General features: G+C 64.9%; 18 protein-coding genes. 4 read left to right on the forward strand and 14 right to left on the reverse strand.

Annotated features, from left to right (window positions below):
- Positions 1 to 15: 15 nt before the first annotated feature.
- The 3 genes from Spa11_RS07630 (at position 16) to Spa11_RS07640 (ending at position 3,559) form a co-directional block, all read left to right on the forward strand.
- Positions 16 to 861, forward strand: coding sequence for a glycosyltransferase family 2 protein (locus Spa11_RS07630; RefSeq protein WP_145110237.1), 846 nt, complete (start codon positions 16 to 18; stop codon positions 859 to 861).
- A gap of 104 nt (positions 862 to 965) precedes the next feature.
- Entirely contained in the window at positions 966 to 2,357 is a 1,392-nt protein-coding gene (locus Spa11_RS07635) for an NAD(P)/FAD-dependent oxidoreductase (protein ID WP_197529817.1), read from the forward strand.
- Positions 2,358 to 2,578: 221 nt separating this feature from the next.
- Entirely contained in the window at positions 2,579 to 3,559 is a 981-nt protein-coding gene (locus Spa11_RS07640) for a polysaccharide deacetylase family protein (RefSeq protein WP_145110242.1), read from the forward strand.
- Positions 3,560 to 3,665: 106 nt separating this feature from the next.
- Here Spa11_RS07640 and Spa11_RS07645 read toward each other — a convergent pair whose 3' ends face one another.
- The 13 genes from Spa11_RS07645 to Spa11_RS07700 all read right to left on the reverse strand — a co-directional run bounded on the left by Spa11_RS07645 (position 3,666) and on the right by Spa11_RS07700 (position 16,871).
- Positions 3,666 to 4,580, reverse strand: coding sequence for a sugar phosphate isomerase/epimerase family protein (locus tag Spa11_RS07645; protein WP_145110245.1), 915 nt, complete (start codon positions 4,578 to 4,580; stop codon positions 3,666 to 3,668).
- A 132-nt stretch (positions 4,581 to 4,712) separates the two neighbouring features.
- Positions 4,713 to 5,870 carry a trans-sulfuration enzyme family protein gene (locus tag Spa11_RS07650; RefSeq protein WP_145110248.1) on the reverse strand — a complete coding sequence of 386 codons (1,158 nt, stop codon included), beginning with the start codon at positions 5,868 to 5,870 and terminating at the stop codon, positions 4,713 to 4,715.
- The gene (locus tag Spa11_RS07655; RefSeq protein WP_145110279.1) at positions 5,870 to 6,652 is read right to left on the reverse strand and encodes a hypothetical protein; all 783 of its coding nucleotides are present in this window, start codon (positions 6,650 to 6,652) and stop codon (positions 5,870 to 5,872) included. The genes Spa11_RS07650 and Spa11_RS07655 overlap by 1 nt, the downstream gene beginning before the upstream one ends.
- A gap of 58 nt (positions 6,653 to 6,710) precedes the next feature.
- The gene (locus Spa11_RS23215; protein WP_231933194.1) at positions 6,711 to 6,938 is read right to left on the reverse strand and encodes a DUF559 domain-containing protein; all 228 of its coding nucleotides are present in this window, start codon (positions 6,936 to 6,938) and stop codon (positions 6,711 to 6,713) included.
- Positions 6,832 to 7,128 carry an endonuclease domain-containing protein gene (locus tag Spa11_RS07660; protein ID WP_231933195.1) on the reverse strand — a complete coding sequence of 99 codons (297 nt, stop codon included), beginning with the start codon at positions 7,126 to 7,128 and terminating at the stop codon, positions 6,832 to 6,834. Before Spa11_RS07660 ends, Spa11_RS23215 begins: the two co-directional genes overlap by 107 nt.
- Before the next feature lie 84 nt (positions 7,129 to 7,212).
- Positions 7,213 to 8,187 (reverse strand): tryptophan--tRNA ligase, encoded by a 975-nt coding sequence (gene trpS / locus Spa11_RS07665; protein WP_145110282.1) that lies wholly within the window; start codon positions 8,185 to 8,187, stop codon positions 7,213 to 7,215.
- 331 nt (positions 8,188 to 8,518) lie between these two features.
- Positions 8,519 to 9,496: a dihydroorotate dehydrogenase gene (locus tag Spa11_RS07670; protein ID WP_145110285.1), complete on the reverse strand. Its 978-nt coding sequence runs from the start codon at positions 9,494 to 9,496 to the stop codon at positions 8,519 to 8,521.
- Positions 9,497 to 9,643: 147 nt separating this feature from the next.
- Positions 9,644 to 9,901, reverse strand: coding sequence for a hypothetical protein (locus tag Spa11_RS07675; RefSeq protein WP_145110288.1), 258 nt, complete (start codon positions 9,899 to 9,901; stop codon positions 9,644 to 9,646).
- A 207-nt stretch (positions 9,902 to 10,108) separates the two neighbouring features.
- Positions 10,109 to 10,666 (reverse strand): HU family DNA-binding protein, encoded by a 558-nt coding sequence (locus tag Spa11_RS23220; protein WP_231933255.1) that lies wholly within the window; start codon positions 10,664 to 10,666, stop codon positions 10,109 to 10,111.
- Positions 10,667 to 11,209: 543 nt separating this feature from the next.
- The gene (locus tag Spa11_RS07685; protein WP_145110291.1) at positions 11,210 to 11,644 is read right to left on the reverse strand and encodes a YkgJ family cysteine cluster protein; all 435 of its coding nucleotides are present in this window, start codon (positions 11,642 to 11,644) and stop codon (positions 11,210 to 11,212) included.
- 13 nt (positions 11,645 to 11,657) lie between these two features.
- Positions 11,658 to 12,824 carry an aminotransferase class V-fold PLP-dependent enzyme gene (locus Spa11_RS07690; protein ID WP_145110294.1) on the reverse strand — a complete coding sequence of 389 codons (1,167 nt, stop codon included), beginning with the start codon at positions 12,822 to 12,824 and terminating at the stop codon, positions 11,658 to 11,660.
- Positions 12,825 to 12,949: 125 nt separating this feature from the next.
- Entirely contained in the window at positions 12,950 to 15,889 is a 2,940-nt protein-coding gene (locus Spa11_RS07695; RefSeq protein WP_197529818.1) for an FAD-binding and (Fe-S)-binding domain-containing protein, read from the reverse strand.
- 265 nt (positions 15,890 to 16,154) lie between these two features.
- Entirely contained in the window at positions 16,155 to 16,871 is a 717-nt protein-coding gene (locus tag Spa11_RS07700; protein WP_145110301.1) for an LON peptidase substrate-binding domain-containing protein, read from the reverse strand.
- 200 nt (positions 16,872 to 17,071) lie between these two features.
- On the opposite strand from Spa11_RS07700, the gene Spa11_RS07705 reads away from it, so the two are divergent.
- Positions 17,072 to 17,842: an ImmA/IrrE family metallo-endopeptidase gene (locus Spa11_RS07705; RefSeq protein WP_197529819.1), complete on the forward strand. Its 771-nt coding sequence runs from the start codon at positions 17,072 to 17,074 to the stop codon at positions 17,840 to 17,842.
- 11 nt (positions 17,843 to 17,853) lie between these two features.
- On the opposite strand, the gene Spa11_RS07710 is transcribed toward Spa11_RS07705, so the two are convergent.
- Positions 17,854 to 18,711 (reverse strand): hypothetical protein, encoded by an 858-nt coding sequence (locus Spa11_RS07710; RefSeq protein ID WP_145110307.1) that lies wholly within the window; start codon positions 18,709 to 18,711, stop codon positions 17,854 to 17,856.
- Positions 18,712 to 18,787 lie beyond the last annotated feature (76 nt).

The raw sequence follows: 18,787 nt of genomic DNA on the forward strand, positions 1-18,787 counted from the left end.
ACCCTCCCTTCCTCGATGCCCACCTACGTTTCAGGCGCCGTCACTCTCGATCGTCCGGTCACGTCCGATCCAGAAAGCGATCTCGCTCCCAACGCTGTAACGCAGCCCACGATCCGCGTCGCGCTCCCCGCTTACAACGAGGCCGAAGCGCTGCTGCCGTTGCTCGAGTCGCTGCACGCGACCCTTGTGCGCGCCGGCTTGCCGCACGAGATCGTCGTCGTCGATGATGGCAGCAAAGACGACACCGCCCTGATCGCCAGCCAGGCGTCGTTCATGATGCCAGTGCGCCTCGTGCAACACGAGCGCAACCAAGGCCTCGCCGCCGCGCTGCGGACGGGCCTCACCGACGCGGTGGATCATGCGGCGCCCGGCGACATCGTCGTCACAATGGACTCCGACAACACGCACCCCGCCGGCCTGATCCCGCGGATGCTGACGATGATCGCCGAAGGGCACGACGTCGTGATCGCCTCGCGCTTCCAGCCCGGCGCCCGCGTCATCGGCGTCCCGCTGGAACGCGTGCTGCTCAGCATCGCGGCGCGTTGGGTCTTCAAGGTCCTGCAACCGATCCCCGGCGTCCGCGACTATACGTGCGGCTTCCGCGCGTACCGCGTCGAAGCCCTCGCCGCCACGATCGAACACTACGGCCCGCGCTTCGTCAGCGAGCAGGGTTTTTCCTGCATGGTCGATGTACTGCTCAAGATGCGCCGTCTTCAAGTGAACGGCGGCCCGATCGTCATGGGCGAAGCGCCGATGATTCTGCGTTACGATCAAAAGGGCGGCGTCAGCAAGATGCGGGTCTTCCGCACCATCCGCCAAACGTTGTCGTTAGTTGCGCGCCGCACCGTCGGCGGCGCGTGAAGCGAAAACGCTTCGCAAGGCACGGAAGCAACGATTGGCAGGGAGCCAGAATGCGTCAGCGCCCGGAGCGGCGCCAAGAGAGACCCCCGCAACCCCCTCCCGCCGTGCCCACCACCCTCCAGACCACCCCCCCCACCACGCCGCGCCCCAGCGCCAGCAACCAACGCCGCCACTGGTGCGTGGTCGGTGGCGGCATGCTCGGCCTCTCACTGGCTAACGAGCTCCAGAAACGCGGCGTCCGCGTCACGGTCCTCGAAGCGGGCCCCGAGCTCGGCGGCCTCGCCAGCCCCTGGGAGCTGCACGACGCCGAGACCGGCCGCGACGTCACCTGGGACCGCCACTACCACGTGACGCTCCTCTCCGACACGCGGCTCCGACAACTGCTCGAAGAGATCGGCCTCGCTGAGGACATGCGCTGGATCGAAACCAAGACCGGCTTCTACAGCGGCGGCAAGATGTACTCGATGTCCTCGACGCTCGAGTTCCTCACGTTCCCGCCGCTGCGGCTGTGGGAGAAATTCCGTCTCGGCATGACGATCTTCGGCGCGTCGAAGATCAAGAACTGGAAACGCCTCGAACAAATCTCCGTCACCGACTGGCTCCGCAAGTGGTCGGGCGCCGGCGCGTTCGAGAAGGTCTGGCTGCCGCTGCTGAAGGCGAAGCTTGGCGACGCCCACACGCGCGTCTCAGCCGCGTTCATCTGGGCCCACATCAGCCGCATGTACGCTGCCCGCCGCACGGGCCACAAGAAAGAGATGTTCGGCTACGTCCGCGGCGGCTACCCGCGCATCCTGCAAACGCTCGCCGACACGCTCGAAGATCGCGGCGTCGAGTTGCTCACCGACGCGCCGGTAAGTGAAGCAACCGCCACAGCCGACGGCCGCGTCGCGGTAAAGCTCGCCGACGGCTCGACGATGCACTTCGACGAGGTCGCTTTCACGACGCCATCGTCCGTCATCGCCCGCGCCGTGCCCGGTCTCAGCGACGACGAGCGCGCCCGCCACCAGGGCGTCGATTACCTCGGCATCGTCTGCGCGTCGCTGCTGCTCAAGAAGCCGATCACCGAGTACTACGTCACCAATATCACTGACGGCTGGGTCCCGCTCACCGCGGTGATCGAGATGACGACGATTGTCGATCCCGAAGAACTCGGCGGCCGCTACTTGGTTTACCTGCCAAAGTATTGCCCCGCCGACGATAGGCTCTTCGACCGCACCGACGATGAATTGCGAGAAGAATGGCTTTCCGCCCTCGAAAAAATGCACCCGCACTTCTCGCGTGCCGATGTCGTCGCGATGCGCTTCAGCCGCGTTCGCAGCGTGATGGCCCTGCCAACGCTCAACTACAGCGAACGCCTGCCGCCAATGAAGACCAGCGTCCCGGGCGTGTGGGCCGTCAACTCGGCCCACATCCTCAAAGGCAACCTCAACGTCAACGAAACGATCCAAGTCGCCGACGAAGCCCTCACCGGGCCCCTCGCCGCAGCTCTGGTTTGAAGTCGATTAACCACAGAGGCACGGAGAGCACAGAGGAAAGCACAGAGAGAAGTAAATGTAGGAGGGGTCTCCAGACCCCGATTACGGCGTCTTGGCCGAATACGGCATGGTGCGCGTAATCGGCGTCAGGAGACGCCTCCCACAAACAAATCAAATCCTTATCTCAGTGCGTCCTCCGTGCTCTCCGTGTCTCCGTGGTAAACTTCCTTCGCTGAACTCCAATGCAGCTAGCCAGCCTTTCCCTCGACCTCGACGACAAGTGGGCGTACCTGCGCTCGCGGGGCGACGCGGCGTGGCAGGCGCGGCCGAGCTACTTGCCCGAGGTGACGCCGCGGATTGTTGATTTCCTCGGCGAGCGTGGCCTGCAATGCACGTTCTTCGTCGTTGGTGAAGACGCCGCTCGGCATGAGGGCGCCCGGGAGGTCGAGCGCATCGCCGACGCGGGGTTCGAGGTCGCCAACCACGGCGAGCAGCACCTGCCGTGGCTCGACAAGATGCCCGCCGACGAACTCGAAGCCGAGGTCGCCGCGGCGGAAGAGGCGATTTACAACGTCACGGGTCAGCGACCCATCGGCTTCCGCGCGCCGGGGTTCTCTTGGTCGGCGGAGCTTCTCGAACTCTTAGTGCGGCGCGGCTATCGGTACGACGCGAGTGTTTTTCCGACGTTCGTTGGCCCCGCGGCGCGGTTGTATGTGAAGCTGTCGGGCTTCCGTGCCGCTAAGCCGCAAGCGGCGGACCAAACGCCTGTGCAGCGCTTCAGCTCACTCGGCGACGCGCTGCGCACGCTGCGGCCGCACCGTATCGAGACGCCCGCCGGTTCGATCGTTGAACTGCCGGTGACGACGATGCCGATCTCCCGCGCGCCGATCCACTTCACGTACGTCTCGTTCCTCGCCCAAAAGTCCCCCGCCGCCGCGCGGGCCTACTGGCGCGCCGCGATGCGCCTCTGCCGCGTGCGCAACGTCGGCCCCTCGCTCCTGCTGCACCCGCTCGACTTCCTCGGCGAAGAAGACGAACTCCAACTAGCCTACTTCCCCGGCATGCGGCTGACTCGAAGCGTGAAACTCCAACTCTTGAGCGATGTGCTCGCCGACCTCGCCTACAACCGACAAGTTGTGACCATCGCGGAGCACGCCGTCGGACCTACTTGGGTGAGAACTGAGACCTCGTCAAGAGAGCTTGTAAGAATGGGACGCGGATGAACGCAGATTGAAAGGATTTACGCAGATAAGTTTTTAGGTTTTTTTATCTGCGTTTATCCCTTAAATCCGCGTCATCCGTGTCCCGTTCTTACTTTGTCAATAGTGGTCAACCCGCGATCAGCGGTCGCAGGACGTTCCGGCTGATCCGCAGCGACCGCTGCCGTTCGGCGAGCGATCCGGTGTACGCCTCGTCTTCGACCTCGATGCACACGGGCCCCTTGTAGCCCGCGTCGCCGAGGGCGCCGATCCACGCCCCCCAGTCGATATCGCCGAGCCCCGGCAGCTTCGCCGTCGCCCGGTCCATCGGCGGCGCCAACGATCCCACGTCGTTGAGTCGATGCGTATCGATCCGCATGTCCTTGGCGTGCGTGTGGAAGATCCGCGGGCCGAACTCGCGGATCGGCGCCACGGGGTCCATCAACTGCATACGCAGATGAGAAGGATCGTAGTTGAGCCCGAAGTTCGGCGAAGGGATCGCCTCGAACATCCGCCGCCACACGGCCGGCGAGTGGGCCAAGTTGAGCCCGAACGGCCACGTCTTCGCGTACAGCATCGGGCAGTTCTCAATCCCAATCCGCACGCCCCGCTCCTCGGCATGCTTGATGATCGGCGGCCACACCTCAAGAAACTTGGAGAAGTTGTCGTCCATCGACAGGTACTGATTGGCGCCAACGAACGAGTTCACGCCCGACAGCCCCAGCAGCGCCGCCGCGTCGATCACCTTGTAGAGGTGCGCGATCGCCGCCGCCGCTTGCTCCGCGTCCGCCGATAAGGGGATCGAGTAATACCCCAGCGCTGAGAACGCGACGCCGTGCTTATCGATGAGCGCCCGCGTATCGTCCGCCATCGCCTGCGTGAACGCCGTCACGTCGAGATGCGTCACGCCCCCATACTTCCGGTCCGGCCCCCCAGGAGGCCAACAAAGCACCTCCACACAATCAAACCCCTCGCCCGCCGCAAACCGCAGCACCTCATCGAGCGGCTGATCAGCCAGAATGGCGGAGACAAAACCAAGTTGCATGGCGATCACCAGTTGAAACGTAGTAAGAATGGGACGCGGATGAACGCGGATTGAAGGGATGAACGCGGATCAAAAACAAAAAAGCTTATCTGCGTCAATCCTTTCAATCCGCGTTCATCCGCGTCCAATTCTTCAAGTAGTAGAGAAGAGTGCGCGTTCGAGGTCGGCGATCAGGTCGTCCGCCGATTCCAGACCAATCGACAGCCGGATCAGCCCGTCGGTGATGCCCGCTTTCGCGCGGTCGGCCGGGTCGTAGGAGGCGTGGGACATGCTGGCGGGTTGCGAGATTAGCGACTCGACCGCGCCGAAGCTCACCGCGATGCTGAACAGCTGCGTGGCTTTGACGAAAGCCTTCGTCTGCGCGTCGGTCGCGTTCAGCTCGAAGGACAGCATGCCGCCGAAGGCGCCGTCCATTTGGCGCTTCGCTAGCTCGTGGCCCGGGTGCGTTGGCAGGCCGGGGTAGAGGACGCGCTTCACTTCCTTGCGTTGCGACAGCCACTCGGCGACCTTCTGGGCCGAGCGCGACTGCTCGCGTACTCGTAGTTCGAGCGTCTTCGCGCCGCGTGAGCAGAGGAACGACTCCATCGGGCCCATGATCGCGCCGGTGGCGTTCTGTAGGAAAGCGAGGTCGTCGTAGACGTGCTTCTCGCGCATCGCCAGCAGGCCGCCCATCAGATCGCTGTGGCCGCCGTAGTACTTGGTGGCCGAGTGCATAACGATATCCATGCCCAGCTCCAGCGGCCGCGACAGGACGGGCGTCGCGATCGTGTTGTCGCACGCCGCCAGGGCGCCGTGGCGATGGGCGATCTCGGCCACTCCCTTAAGATCAATGATCGTCATCAGCGGATTGCCAGGCGACTCGACCCACACCAGCCGCGTGTTGGGCTCGATCGCCTTCTCAAACGCCGCCAGGTCCGTGGCGTCGGCGAGCGTCACCGTCAGCCCCGCGCGGTCGGCGACCTTGTGCAACAGCCGATAGGCGCCGCCATAAAGATCGCTCGAAGCCAGGATATGATCCCCCGCCCGCAGCGAAGCGATCACGCAATGAATCGCCGCCATCCCCGTAGCAAACGCCAGCGCCCCACCCTCCGGCCCGCACCCCTCGAGCGAAGCGGCGGTCACCTCAAGAGCATGCCGCGTGGGGTTCCCGCTACGCGAGTAGTTGTACTCCCGCCACTCACCGGCGCCGGGCTGAGCAAACGTACTAGCAAAATGAACCGGCGGCACGACCGCGCCGGTGGCGGGGTCGGGTTCTTGGCCGATGTGGATAGCGCGCGTGCGGAAGTGCATTACTCCTCGCGTCCTTTACCGTGACGAAGTTTGTTAGGCAGAAATGAAGTAGCAGAATACTGCGTCATCGGAATTAGGCCGACCTTTGTGCCCATTTGTGCAGTCAACGCAGCTTCAATAGATTTCTCGGATGACCGATCTGCGTCGCCATCAAGGGCGATCGCATATCCTTCACGAATGTGAACACGTGGGTCTAGAACCCCTGCGCCAATTTGTCTACAGAGGGCCGTTAGCTTGATCCTTTCGTATCTAGGAGAAAACTCATTCAGAAGAAGGCAAAGTCCGCTACGGTCAATAAGCAGTAATCCGTCGATGCTAGGATGGCGAAACGCTGCAGACTTAGCGACGTAGAACGCGGTAAACAAAGTGTTGTCCTGGTAGGTAGTAGCGTAAGTCGCACCGTAGAACGTATGAACGACTTGCTGCCATCGCAGGTCTTTGTCTAAGCCCGTCACCTCAATCCAAATGTAGCGAAAAGTCTCTTCATCATCCGCGCTGGATTCGATCTGTTTCGCAGCTTCGTAGATGCGTTTTGCTATGGAGTTCTTCCCATCTTGTGTCTCAGAATGTAAGACAACTTCGCCTTTGACGATTTTTTCCAGTGTTCTCTTTTCTTCGTCAAGGTCGTGGTGCTTTTGCTTGCATTCGATGAGGTAATGGTCACCTGAGTGTGCGGCTCGGATGTCGGCAGTCTTCGAGGATCCCTCAGGTATAGCCTCGACTTCTAATCCTAGACGTTGCAGAACGCGAATTGCGTAGTCGCGTCCCTGATCAACGACCATTGCAGAGTTTCCATCAATTGATGTGTTAGATCTTGAGTAAGGCTACTAACGACCAGCGTCAGCGAGGTCGTTTTATCCCCCTCCCTTTCAGGGAGGGGCTAGGGGAGGGTGAACCGCTCTCCGCACCGAGCAACTTCGCAATCACCTCAACGACCCCTTCCAAGTTCTCCAGCACGTCGTCATTCCCCACCCGCAGCACCCGAAACCCCGCCGTCTCGATCACCGCATGCCGCGCCGCGTCCGCGGCATGCCGCCCCTCGTGGCTGCGGCCATCGACCTCTGACAACCAAACCCGCCTCGATACAACAGAAATCGACTATGAACGAGCCGACCGGATACTGGCGGCGGAACTTGTGACCTGCAACTTGGCGGTTGCGGAGAGCGTACCAGAGGACTCGTTCGGGGTGGGTGGCGTTGCGGCGGAGGGTGCGTGCGTTGGTGGTTGTTTTTGGGGGGATGCGGTGGTGGTGTGGCATGCGTTAGACCCTCCCCTAGCCCCTCCCTTAAAGGGAGGGGGACTTATTCGCCGGCTTCGCCGTCGAGGATTATCCCCCGCGATTCTACCAGCCTTTGACGCCGCACGCTTCCTGCGCCCGCTTCAGCGTTGCGGCGGCGCGCTCGCGGGCTTTCGCGGCCCCCGCGGCGAGGATCTCGCGCACCTCGCCCGGTTTCGCGGCCCACTCGGCTCGGCGTTCGCGCGCCGGGCCCCAGTAACGCTCCGACGCGTCGGCGAGCGCCTTCTTCACGTCGCCGTAGCCGAAGCCCCCCTTCCGGTAGACGCCTTCCCAGTGGGCGAGCTCTTCGGCGTTCGCGACGAGCTTGAGCAGGTCGAACAGCACGTCCCCCGCGGGGTCCTTCGGGTCTTCCATCGGCCGGCTGTCGGTCTGGATGCGCATGATCTGCTTGCGCTGCGCCTTTACGTCGTCGAACACGGCCAGCGTGTTGCCGTAACTCTTTGACATCTTCTCGCCGTCGGTCCCCGGCACGCGCGCCGACTGATCGAGCACTTTTCCTTTTGGCAGAACAAACGTCTCGCCGAAGTGATGATTAAAGCTCTGCGCGATGTCGCGGCAGACCTCGATGTGCTGCAATTGATCCTCGCCCACCGGCACGACCGTCGCGTCGTAAGCGAGGATGTCGGCCGCTTGCAGCACCGGGTACGTAAAGAGCCCCGCGTCGGCCTTCAGGCCTTTGGCGAGCTTGTCCTTGTAACTGACGCAACGCTCCAACAGGCCCATCGGCGTGCCGGTCAGCAGCAGCCAGCAAAGCTCTGACACCTCCGGCACGTCCGACTGCACAAACATCACCGCCTTGGCCGGATCGAGCCCCAGCGCGAGCAGATCCATCGCCCCGTTAAGCGTGTACTCGCGCAGCTTCTCGTGGTCGCGCACCGTTGTGAGCGCGTGGAGGTTGGCGATGAAGTAATACGACCCGTCGTCGCACTCGTCCTGCAGCTGGATGTACTGCTGGATGGCGCCGAAGTAATTGCCCCAGTGAAACGGGCCGGTGGGTTGAATGCCGGAGAGAGCTCTCATCTTGCCGCTGTCTTTAGGGGGATGGTTTTACGAAGAAGGAGATATGGGGATGGTCTATCGGTGCAGTGGGGGCGTGGGCGATGCGGGCCGGCGATTGGTGGTGAGCGACTACTGAGGAGATATTGGGGATGGAGCCTTTGCGGGGCAACGCGGGATGACCAAGTAGAGTGAACTAAGAATTAGTTATTCAATTCAGAACAACCCACTGATCGATGTCATTGCGCCTTGCCATTCGACCATCTCCATTATCTCCTCAGAAGCCAGACTGCCAGCAACCGGCGGCTCGAAGTAACTCCGCGGCGTCCTTACCAAGTTGCCATCCCCACATCTCCTAAATCTTAAGACATAAAGTTCCAACGACTTCGCTAACGCTCGTCGCGCCTAACTCTCCTAGCGCCGCCGGTAGCGCCTCTAGCACTTCTATCGACGCTTGAGGCCGGTAGAAGTTCACGGTGCCGAGCTGCACGGCCGACGCGCCGGTGACGAGGAACTCCATCACGTCGTTGATGTTCGCGATGCCGCCGACGCCGATGATCGGGGTTTTGACCGCTTGGCTGGCTTGCCAGACGCAGCGGAGGGCGATCGGCTTGATCGCCGGGCCGCTGAGGCCGCCGACCGTGTTGGCGAGCAGCGGCTTGCGTTTGCGCCAATCGACCGCCATGCCGAGCACTGTGTTGATCAGGCTCAGGGCGTCGGCGCCGCCCGCCTCGGCGGCGCGGGCCATCGTGGCGATGCTCGTCACGTTGGGCGTCAGCTTCGCGATGATCGGCAGGTCGGTCGCGGCGACGCACTCGCGCACCACGGCCTCGCAGAGGGCCGGGTCGCTGCCGAAGTCGACGCCCCCCGACACGTTCGGGCACGAGACGTTCAGCTCGATCGCCGCCGGTCGGAGCGAGCTATCAACGACATCGAACTTACGGACCAACTCGACGAACTCGTCGCGCGCCTTGCCGGCCACGCTGACGATGATCGGCGCGCCAACCGACGCCAGATAGGGCAGGTGGCACTCGATGAACGCGTCAACGCCGTCGTTATCGAGGCCGATGGCGTTGAGCATCCCGCCGGTCGTCTCGACGGTGCGCCACGGGGCGTTCCCTTGCCGCGGCGTGGCGGTGACGGTCTTCGGCAGGATGCCGCCGAGCCGTGAGACGTCCACGAGCGACGCCAGTTCGCGGGCGTAGCCGAACGTCCCCGAGGCGACCAGCACGGGGTTCGGCAGCCGCAGGCGACCGAGCGTGACGGACAAGTCCACCGACGCCGGAGCGACGGGGTCCGAAGCAGGCGGAGCGGACGGGGCTTCGGGCGACATGCTGGCAGGAAAACGACGCGTCGGGCGGGGTAGGCGAGAGCCCAAAAGCCTACCCGGCCCGCGCGACGCGTCCTAGCGGCATAGCAATCCGGCGTCGTCCGACGCGGAGCACCTAGCCGAGAGCCAACAGCCGATGGCCGACAGACGTTAAAGCACCAGCCCGCTCGTGCGGTACGGCTTCATATGGCTCGGCGAGTCGAGGAACCAGACGCGTTCCCACTCGTCGAGGAACGTGCGGAGGTCTTCCGACGTGTAGAGGAGCTGCTGAGCACGTCGGGCCGGGTCGGCCGAGTACATCGGGATCAGGCAGCCGGTGCTCGACGTGATCGTACACGCAGCCAGCAGGCCTAAGACCCAGGCTTGAGGACGCAGAAGACGCTTGCGAAGGGGCGAGACAGGTCGCATGGGGGTCACTCCTCCTTGAGTGCGACGCCGCGTGGGCGTCGGTAGCTTCCAGACTTAGTGGGGCTCTCTGCCGTATTCTTGTGGTCTACGGCCTCGGTCTCTTTGCGGTCGGTCGGGCTTCCGTGCTCGGTCCGGTTCGCGTTGTAGCAGTCTTAAATCGTTACAGAAAAGGCGTTTAGCGGCGGTCGATCGCCGATCAGCGGTGGTTCAAGTGCCCGGCGAATCGTGGGACGGGCGGTCGTAGCCGGCGTAGCTTGTCGGCGGCGATGCCTGGCCGCTGGACGACGGGCTGCTGGATGAGTGGTCGCTGGATGAATGGCCGCCGTTGGCGGACGGCGGCTGGCCGTAGCCGGGGCCTTCGCCTGCGTTGCGCTGGGCGGCAGCCTCTTCAAGGGCGGCAAGCCGCTCGCGCTCGGCGAACTCCTCGGCGGCGCGGCGTTCCAGCTCGCGGACCCGCTCCTCCATCTCTTTGCCGGGCTTGAACGTGACGACGAACTTCTCGGGAACCGAGACCTTCTCGCCGGTCCGCGGGTTCCGCGCCTTGCGGGCGGCCCGTTGCTTGACCTCGAAGACGCCGAAGTTCCGCAGCTCGATGCGACGGTCCTCGACCAGCGTCTCGACGATGGCGTCGAACGTCTTTTGGACGATCTCTTTCGTCTTGAGTTGGGTCAGGCCGATCTCATCGGCGATCGTCCTGACGATCTCTTTCTTGGTCACGACCGACTCCCCGGCTGGAAAGGCGTCGCCCGTCGATCGAGGTCCCATCACCGAAGGGTGGCTGAGGACCGCGTGGGTAGGCTTCGACGAACCCTTTCTAGGACCCTTGTTAGGGTTGCCTCTGTCGTCCCAAGTGTAAGTCTGGCAACGAGTAGTGTCAACATTCGCGGTCCGAACCGCTGCGACACACCGCCCCCAAACACGCCCGTTGGCGGCTTGGGGGGATCGCGGCGATGGCGACGTAAGTGACACTTGTTGAACGATTTACGGCGATTTAAGGCGTTCTCCCGACCGGCTACTTCCGCCAAATCGGTGTAAACCCTTGCTGGATAAGCACTTCGCAACCGACGGCCGCCAGCACACGTTCCCCACGCTCGGGGCATGAAGGCGCCGTCACGATCGTTATCGACGGCATAACCGGCAAGCTTTAGCCATCTCGCCAAAGTTTGTCGGGCGGCGATTTGCTAGCCCCGCGAGTGTAGGCGAGCCGTCAGCGTCAGCGCCCGGAGTGAAGCGGGTACACGCTGCGATCTTGAGAAAGCGGATCCGCGCCGCCCTCCGGTCGCTGACGCTCCCGGCTCGCCTAAGCGTTCAAATCCGGATCACCTTCCGCCGCTCCTCGATCTCCTCCAGCGAGTGCAGTTTCCCCTTGCCGCTCCCGGGGCAGACCGCGCAGGTCTCGGCCCACGCCTTCTGGCTCCGCACGGTCGAGTCCCAGAAGGGCCACGTGCGGCACTGGCGGGGGCGGGCCTCGTAGACGCTGCACTTACGGGTCTGGGCGTCGAGCATCACGCAGTCGCCGCCAGGCCGCTCGGTGAGCGTCTTGCGGACGCCCACGGTCTCGATGTACTTGCTCTCGAACTCCTCGACCGATAGCCCGCATTGCTCGGCCATCGCCTCGATTTCGGCCTTGTTGACCCAGATGTAGCCCGACTCGCCCGAACAGCAGTCGCCGCAAGCGGTGCAGGTGAACTGCAAGCCGGCGTGGTACCAAGGGAGCGATTTTTGAGGGTCGGGCTTCGCCATGCGGGCTAGCTCGCTAGGTGAGGGGAGATTGGACGAACTGCCGGACGGCTTCAATAGCGGCGTCGAGGTCGCTGTCCGATGTCGTCATGCCGGGGCTGAACCGCACAAGCCCGCCTCGTGCGTCGGTGCCGAGCGCCCGGTGCAACCGCGGCGCGCAGTGTAGGCCGGCCCGGCACTCGACGCCGGCGACGCTGGCGAGCAACGACGCTAGCTCGTGGGGATCGTAGCCCTCGACCGCAAAGCTCACAACGCCCGCCTGTAAGGTGGGGTCGCTCGGCCCGTAAACCGTTGCACCCTCAATCGCCGCCAGCCCGTCTGCGAGCCGCTGCCGCGATGCGGCGATCTGCTGGCGGATCGCATCGACGCCCGTAGTGAGCACGTGCTCAACCCCCGCCGCGAGCCCGGCGATGCCCGGCATGTTGACGCTCCCCGCTTCGTAATGATCGGGCACGGTGTCGGGCATCTCGAGCCGATCACCGCCACTAGCCGCGCCGCCGTAATGCAAGGGGCGAAGGTCCTGTTCAACGCCGGGAGCGAGCCATAGCACACCCGTCCCCAGCGGCCCCAGCAGCCCCTTATGCCCCGGCGCGGCGACGAGATCAGCGCCGAACTGCTTTACATCGATTGGAATGCGACCCATCGACTGCGCGGCGTCAACCAGTAGCCGCGCGCCGTGCGCCTTGGTCGCCGCCGCGACTGGTTCGACGGGTTGAATTGCGCCGGTGACGTTCGACGCCTGGATCATCGCGACCAGCCGCGTCTCGGGACGGATTGCGGCGATGACCTCGTCGGCGTCAACGATGCCTCGTGCCTCGCAACCGACCCACGTCGTCTCCACGCCGTGCGACTCGCCCAACTGCTGCAATGGTCGCAGCACGGCGTTGTGCTCACAAACCGTCGCAACCACGTGATCGCCGGGCCGCACGAGCCCGAAGATCGCGACGTTCAATGAGTCGGTGCCGCCTGAAGTTAAGACCACACGCCGCGGATCACTCTCGCCGAGAAGCTTCGCCACGCCACGCCGCGCGCGATCGACCACCGCCCGCGTCTCATCGGCTGCCGAAGAAGTCCCGCGCGCGTACGAAGCCCCAACACGGCGCTGCCAATCATCGACGGCTTCGTAAACCGTTTCCGGTTTAGGCCAACTTGTTGCGGCGTTGTCGAGGTAGATGCGTGGCATAACTTACTTGTAGGAGGCGTCTCCAGACGCCGACTACGGTGTCCATTCCGAAACAGCGTGGTGCGCGTAATCGGCGTCTGGAGACGCCTCCTACATTGAAACCGAATTGCAAAGAGTGTTGGCCGTCATCCTACCGCCGCCGGCAGCGCCGCGAGCTGCGATTTCACTTCCGGCATCAATCCGTAACTCGCCGCCAGCAGCTTGATGGGGTGGATCGTTGGGATCGCCGCGGTCTGCTCCATCTGCGTTCGGCAGGCGCCGCACTCGGTGGAACCGAGTTGGTGCCTCCCGCTGCGAAGCTCGGTCAGCAGCGGCAGCCCGGCCCGCAGGCTGCTGCGATAGTTTTTACGGGCGAGGCCGTAGGTGCCCGCCATGCCGCTGCACCCCTTTTCGAGCCGAGTTAGCTTCAGTTCGGGGATCAGCCGCAACAGATTCTCGGCGGGCGAACCGATGTCGAGCGCCTTGGTGTGGCAGGGCGTGTGGTGGGCGACTTGGTACGGGAGCGGCGCGAGGTCGAGTTGTAGCCGCGCCTCGACGTGCCTGCGCCACAGGTAGTGGCAAGCCTCAAAGGTGTTTGCCGCGACGAGCTGTGCGTCTTCGTCGTCCGGGAGGATATTCAAGTACTCGTGTGTCAGCGCGAGCACCGCCGTCGGCTCGGTCGAGACGATCGCGTACCCATCGCGCACCGCTTCGGCGAGCTTAGCGACGTTCCGCGCCGCGGTGCGCCGCGCGAGTTCGAGCGCCCCTTGGCTGATCATCGCCATGCCGCTGGGGAGCTGATCACCGGGCGCGTAGAAGCCGACCTTGTGGCGCCGCACCACGCGCTCGAAGGCCATCGCCAGCTGCGTGTCGAACGAGTTGGCGTAGGTGTCGATGAAGTAGTAGATCTTTTCGTCTTCTAGCGGCGGCTTGTGTAGCTTGCGCGTCGCGGCGTCGTGCAGGTAGGTGCGTGCCGCAAAGTCGGGCAGCTTGCGACCCGCGGCCAACCCAATCGTCTGCTCTAGCGCCCACCTCGCAGCGCCGTTGTGCATCACGAGGTTCGCCAGCCTCGGCCAGCGTGAGGCGTATTTTGCCAGCGTGTCGATGCGGGCCGACCACCAAGCGTCGCGTTGCAAGCCGTTGGTCGCGACGTAAGCGGCTTTGGCTTCGAGCATCAGCTTGGGGATATCGACCTCGGCGGGGCACTCGAGGCGGCACTGGTGGCAGTTGACGCAGAGGTCGGCGACCTTCTTCGCGTCGTCGAGCAGCAGCTCCGTGGCCGACAACTCGCCCGACAACACCCCCCGCATCAGGTTCGCCTTCGCCCGCGGCGACGCCTCTTCGCGCGGCGTGTACTTGAAGATCGGGCACATCCGGACTTCGGACCCAACGGAGCGGCAAGCGCCGCAACCGTTGCACGCCCGCGCCGCGTCGGCTGCCTCGAGCGGAGACCACTCGAGTTGCAGCTCGACCGTCTCAGGCGGCTTTGCTTGTGGCGTTGTTGGCTTCGGCGCGAGGAAGCGCTCGCGCCCGGTCGTCCGCAGCGCGTGCGTCATCCGTGCGCCGGGAGCGGGGACGATCTTGCCCGGGTTGAGAACGCCCGCCGGGTCGAGCACGTTCTTGACGCTGCGGAAGACATTGACCAGCGGCCCATGCTGACGCGACGTGAACGGCGTACGACTCAAGCCGTCGCCGTGCTCGCCGCTGATGGTGCCGCCGAGCAGCCAGACCGTGTCGTAGAGATCGCTGGCGAGCGTTTCCAGTCGCCGCACGTCGGCGCGCGACGTCATGTCGAGGAGGGGCCGCAGGTGCAACTGCCCGTGTCCGGCATGCCCGTAAACCGATGCCGTCACCTCGCGCAGCTTGAGGGTCTCTTGCAACCGCAAGAAGAACTGCGGCAGCGCCGCCGGCGGTAAGGCGATGTCTTCGACGCCGGGCACCGCGCGCCGCACGCCCTTGAGGCCGTGCAGCGCCGACACGAGTTGCTTTGACGCCTCGGCGAAGAGCTGCCGGTCCTCGGCGGTCTCGGCGACGATCACCTCGGCCGCGAACGATTCCTCGCCACGCATCGCTTCAACGATCCGATCCATCCGCTCCATGAGCGCAGCGTCGTCGTCGGCGAAGACTTCCACATACAAAATCGCCTCGGCCGCGCCCGACAGCAGCATCTCGAAACGCGGATCGACCTGCCGCGCGAGGCTCAACCGCCGGCGGTCGATGAGGTCGCACGCCGCCAGGCCGATCGGCAACAGGACTTGCACCGCTTCGGCGGCGAGCTCGAGGCTCGGAAACGTCAGCAGCGCCGAGCCGACCCGCTGGGGCAGCGGCGATGTGCTGAGCGTCAGTTCGGTGACGATTCCGAGGGTTCCTTCCGAACCGACGATGAGTTGCGTGAGATCGACCCAGTCATGCGTCAGCGAATTGTCGAGCGCGTAGCCGCTCGTGTTCACGCAGCCGCGCGGGATGTGCTCGCGGATCAAGTCGCGCGAGCCATCGAGCAGCCCAAACAGCCGGCCCGCCATTTCCGACGCCGTACGGTCCTCGCCCCCCGACGCATCGGTGCGCAGCGTCCGCCCGTCGCTGAGGACGACGTTCATGCCAACGATCTGCTTCCGCGCCGAGCCGTAGACCAATCGCCGGCTGCCGCTCGAATCGACGGCAGCAACGCCGCCGAGCGTCGTCACCTCGGTCATCGCCGGATCGGGACCGAAGACGCGCCCCGATGCGGCTAGCCGGCGGTTCAGCTCGGCGTGAACGATGCCCGGCTGCACTCGCACGGTGTCGCCGTCGTCCGACAGCAGCCGGCGCATGTAGCGTGAGAAGTCCACGACGATGCCCGGGCCCAAGCAGCCCCCCGCCAGACCGCTGCCGGCGCCGCGGGCGTGGACGGGGATGGCGTTCTCGGCGGCGTAGCGAACGGTCGCTTCCACGTCGGCCGACATCCGCGGACGGACCACGACCGCGGGCGTGATCTCGTAGAGGCTGCCGTCGGTGGCGTAGAGCCACCGCGTGACATCGTCGTGCAGCACGTCCCCCGACACCTGACCGCGGAGGTCTTCAGCGATGCGGTCGGAGGGGAGAGCCATTCGTCGCGGGACGGCGGAGAGCGGGGGGAGGCGTGGACCAGGGCCGCGGACCATGTCCCGCGATCTCTTGATTCTATCGGCGCCGCCCCCCCACCGGCGACCCGCACCGCGGGGCTTTGCGGGCCAGCGCGGTTGTAACGCCCCTGCGTCCAGTCGGCTGTAGGCGAGCCGGCGATGTTAATCGTCGGTGGGAAGCGGGTACGAGGGTTCCTCCGACGATTAACATCGCCGGCTCGCCGTCACTCGTAAGCTTGGGGTTCTTCCCTCAATTCTCACTAAACGGCGGCGGAAACCCCGCCGCGTCGCCGTCGCTGCCGTTGCCGGAGGGTCGCCTACCAACGGCGCCCGCGTCGATCGCGCCGATCACCAGGGCCGCCCGCTTTGCCGCGTCAAACTCCGCCAGGGCGGCTTGCTTGACGTCGCGCGGCAGCGGCAGCGTGTAGGCCGCCAAGTCCGCTAGGAGGCTCAGGGGCGTGTCCTCTTCGAAGACGCGTTGCAGGGGCTCGGGCGGCACGCCGTGCGGCAGCGCGGCTCGGAAGGCCTCGACGAGCCGTTTGTGGAGGTCCACTCCCACCGGATGGCCCGCGGCGGGTTCAGTCTCTTCCACCAGCTCGGCCCGCGCCCGGCGGAACGCCAGCGGCGGCTCGAGTTCGTCGTAGACACGGATACGTGACACGCCGGCGAGCAGCACGTTGTAACGGCCGTCGTCGAGGCGGTGGTGCGTGACGATCTTGCCGAGGCAGGCGACGGGCTCGACCGGCGGGCGGCTGGCGTAGTCGATCTCCCAGCCCGGCTTGAGCACCGCCATCGCGATCAGGCCGTCGCTGTCGAGGGCGTCCCGCATCAGCTCGAGGTAGCGCTCTTCGAACACATGCAGCGGCTGGATGACGCGCGGGTAGAGCGAGGGGGCCGGGAGCGGGAACAGCCGTGCGACGCCGTCGAAGCGTTGGGGGTCGAACTCGAGGTCCAGGGGCGACGTCATGGTTGCGTGTCGGTGAGATAGGGGCTTGCCCAACCATAGGCCAGCCGGAGCAAACCGTCACCGGGATTTCTCGGTGACAGACAGGCGGCACTGGTGCGTGGCCGTATTTGTTTGGAAATGGCCACTGGCATCGATATAATGGCCGTATGTTCACTACCTGGATTTTGTGCCGACTGCTCCTTCACCCCTGTTGCGCCGCCATGCTCACCGAAATCCCGACCGAGGAGCTCCACGCCACCCTTGACCGCTGCGCCCTGGACCTGCTGTGGGAGGCGAGCGTCGATCGCCCGCCGGTGGACGCTTTTGTGATCGCGGAAAATCTGGGGCTGGTCGTCGCGCAGGACCAGGGGCTCGTGGGCCGGGGGCGCTTCGCGCGGCTGGCGGGCGGGCGGCCGCTGGAGGCGATCCTGATTGCCGGCGAAGACCGCAGCGAACGCCGACACTTCGTGGTCGCCCACGAGATCGGCGAGTCCCAGGCGCACCGCGTTTTTGAAGCCCTCGGCGTTGATCCGCGCGAGGCGGCGCCGTCGATGCGTGAGTCGATCGCCAACACTTTGGCGGGCCGGCTGCTCGCGCCGCGGCGGTGGCTGGTGAACCTGTGGCGCGACCTCGACGGCGATCTGCTTGAGATCAAGCACGTCCTGGCGACGGCGAGCCACGAGCTGATCGCCAGGCGGCTGCTGGAATGCGTCCGCGCCCCGCTGGTGGTGACGGTGACCGACCACGGCCGCGTCACGTGGCGGCGTTGGAACTTCTCGGGATCGCCGCCGCCAAGACTACGGCTCGAGGTCGATTGTCAGCAGTACGCCCACGAAACGGGCCAGCCAGCGTGGGGCGACGGCAGCGACGAACCCCACAGCGCGGGCGGCGCGCCGATCGAACGGGTCCGCTGCTGGCCGATCCACGAATCGGATTGGCGGCGCGAGATCACGTTCACGGAGCTGGTGGACGCGGATGCGGAGTGGGTGTGAACGCTAACCACCTAGTGTGTGGCGAGCCGGCGACGTAAGTCGTCGGTGTGAAGCGAGTACCAGGGTTCCACCGACGACTCACGTCGCCGGCTCGCCGTGAATCGTGATGGCGAGTCGAAAACGCGGCTTCGACGCGTGAGACGCATCGCGGCGATCAGTGACTCGAGCAGCAGCTCGGTCGTCAACGGTTTCCCGAGCACGTCGGCGGCGCCGAGGGCTCGGGCGGCGGCGACGGTCTCGGGTCGGGGGAAGTCGAGCAGGGCGATGACGGGGGTTTGCCCGTAACGCCCAGCCGAACAGACGGCGGCGAGGTGGTCGGCCTCTCTACCGCTGAGTTGGGCGCCGTCCCAGAGGATCGCATCGGCGCCGGCGGCGAGCGACGTTCGCGACCAGACGGCGGCGATGTCCTCGTCGACGAGCGCGGCGATGAGGGCTTTGGCGAGCTCGCCGTCGGGCGTATCGATCCGCACGAGTTGGGGCAGCCGCGGCGGGAGCGGCGAGATCGAGTCGGCCGACAGACGTTCGAGCCAACGCCGTTGCCACGCGGGCCAGGCGTGCCAGAAGACGCGCTCGGCGCCGGGGACGGGTTTGCCGGTGCGGCCTTCGCCTTCGCACCAGACGCCGAGGAGTTGAACGAAGCGGTCGGCGCCGGCTTCTTCAAGCAGCAATTGGGCCTTGTCGGTATCAACCAGCGGTCGCGGGCAAGCGAGCACGGTGAGGTCGATGCCGCGTTGGTCCGTGGCGGCTTCGACGAAGTGAACGTCGCGATTCAAGCGCCGCCAACAGGGCCCGATATCGTCGCCACCGGTGGGGCCGATCCAGCGGGCGGTCGGCCTGTGGACGGTCGGATTGGCGGGGGAATTGGACATGCGGGTAAACGTGGCAAATCGGGAAAGCTGAAACGCGCAGCGTAAAGCCCACAGTATTGCCGGGCTATGGCGATTG

The sequence above is a fragment of the Botrimarina mediterranea genome, assembly GCF_007753265.1.
Lineage (GTDB): Bacteria > Planctomycetota > Planctomycetia > Pirellulales > Lacipirellulaceae > Botrimarina > Botrimarina mediterranea.